General features: G+C 63.2%; 1 protein-coding gene and 1 pseudogene. Both read right to left on the bottom strand.

Features of this window, described 5'->3' with window-relative positions; all coding sequences use genetic code 11:
• A pseudogene (locus ACXRVY_RS28730) lies at positions 1–696 on the bottom strand (cellulose synthase); the annotation flags it as partial.
• On the bottom strand, positions 672–1,481 hold an 810-nt coding region (locus tag ACXRVY_RS28725; protein ID WP_458238920.1), incomplete at its 5' end, for a glycosyl hydrolase family 8. The pseudogene ACXRVY_RS28730 and the gene ACXRVY_RS28725, both read right to left, overlap by 25 nt.

Below are 1,481 nucleotides of genomic sequence, written 5' to 3'. Positions count from 1 at the left end.
GGGCGGACCGATCCAGGTCAGCGCCAGGCGCCAGCTTTCGTCGGCATCACCGGCAATGTCGGTACGTTGGGTCAGCGCGRCCAGGGCGCGGATGCCCTCGGCACGGCTGTCTTCATGGCGTACCAGATGCTTGGCGTAAAACAGCGCGACGATCGAGTCGTTGGGCATCTCACGTTGCAGGCGCTGAAGTCCGCTGCGTGCCTCAGCCCAGTCAGCCTGATTGAAGGCAAGGTTGTTGTAATACTCACGGCCGATCGTACCTTGAGGTGGACGGCCATCGAACAGCGAGCGAAACACCACGCWCGCCTTGTCACGCTCACCGGCATCGACGAGGCGCCGAGCCTCTTCCAGGCGCTGCTGGTTCTGCGGTTGTGCCAGGGCGATGTCCTGTGCCAATTGCAGTGCCTGCCGTGGCAAAGGCTGGATGGCCTGCAAGCGGGCGAGGTATTGCTGCGCCTGTTGTGGCTTGTCCTGTTGCACGCCGATCAAGCCCAGGCCATACAGTGCGTCAACCTGGACCGGGTCCAGCAACAGGACTTTCAGCCAGACTTCCGCCGCGCGTTGAGGGTTTTTATGCAACTGCCAGTACTGCCCTTGCTCGACGAGCAATGTCTGTGGCGTCGGACTTTGAGCGTGGGCAGCAGCCGTCCATGCGCTCATGACGGCGATGGCTAGCGTGCGGTGGTGCGCGTGCATGCGGTCTCCCAGGAGAGTTTCAGTGTTCCGTCTTCCCGGAATCGATAATGTTTATCTGCCCAGCCGAGCGCGAACAGGCTGAGCATGAAGTTGTAGTAACGCGGCGGACCGGCGTCGGCATCGGGCCTGGCCAGCGCCTCGCGCAAGGCGACTTCCACGCGGTCTCGTTGCTGATCGGCCAACCTGGGTTGCCCCTTGGCCTCAAGGTAGGGAATCAGTGCAGCCCGGAATCCGAAAGGGCTCTGACCCTGGACACTGCCGTGCAGAAGCCGGACCGTTTCCGGGGGGGAACCCGTCGCGACAGTGCTGCGGGCCATACCGTCCAGCCGTTTGAGCAGCAGCGCTGCCAGCGGTTCGGAGGTATCACTCATGCCCAGCCAGAGGTACACGCGAATGGCGTCGTAGCTGCCCGTGTCGCCGTTGATCGGGTCGCTCACGAAGACACCCGATTGTGCTGAAGTGCCTTGATAACCGACCCAGTCAGCGATGAAACCGTGGCGGCTGGATTGGGCAATCATCGTCGCGGTGTTATCGGCAATCGCTTGCCAGGGCCCGGAGGGTGCTTCCTTGGCCAGGCGCCGTAACAGCGGCAGTGGCAGGTAGCTGGGGTTCAGGCGCCAGAGAGCATCCGGCTGGACGAAACCCTGTGGTCCAGGCAGTACCATCGGGCCCAGCCCGGGCAGTTTGACGACCAGTTGCGCTTCGATCGTCGCCATCAGCTGCAGGGCGTCTTGGTGATAGTCCGGCCGATGCCACAGGCGTGCGGCTTCGAGCAAGGCGTAGGC

The organism is Pseudomonas sp. P5_A2_2 (assembly GCF_054177685.1).
The sequence above is the reverse complement of the archived record's forward strand: the minus strand, read 5'-3'. Positions and strand labels throughout refer to the sequence as shown.